The 555-nt window shown below is 45.6% G+C and carries 1 protein-coding gene; it reads left to right on the top strand.

The annotated features are described in order from the left end of the window. On the top strand, window positions 1-555 hold a 555-nt coding region (locus tag SP041_RS20810; protein WP_137298026.1), incomplete at both ends, for a VCBS domain-containing protein.

Here is a 555-nt window from a genome sequence, read left to right as displayed (position 1 = left end):
GCAGCCGATAGCTTCGATGCAACTACTGGTACGTTAACAGCAAGTGATATTGATGACACTGCCTTTACTTACGACTTCACTGACGGTACTGATACCCATGTGGGTACGTACGGTACATTAACCTTAACAAGCGATGGCAGTTACAGCTTTGCGCCAAACGCAGCAGCGATTGATGCCTTATCAAGCGACACCACTGAAACCTTCACGGTCCGTGTTACGGACAGTGGCGGCGATACTGGTATTGATAATGCCTTAAGCGATACTGCAACGTTTACGATAGATATTACGGCAGCGAACGATACACCGATTAGCAGCACATCTATTGCAGATCAAACTCAAAGCGAAGACTTTGCTGATTACAGTATTGATTTAAAAGAATACTTCTCAGACGTTGAAACCTCAAACGCAGACTTAACTTACACGGTGAGTGGTAACAGCGACATTGGCGTGACGATTGTGGATGGTATTGCAACCTTTACGAGCGCAACTGATAACTTCAATGGCGTTGAAAACATTAGCTTCACGGCAACTGATCCTGATGGCCAAGCAGTGACA

Origin of the sequence: Psychromonas sp. SP041 (genome assembly GCF_000470315.2) — a bacterium.
Taxonomy (GTDB): Bacteria; Pseudomonadota; Gammaproteobacteria; order Enterobacterales; family Psychromonadaceae; genus Psychromonas.
The sequence above is the reverse complement of the archived record's forward strand: the minus strand, read 5'-3'. Positions and strand labels throughout refer to the sequence as shown.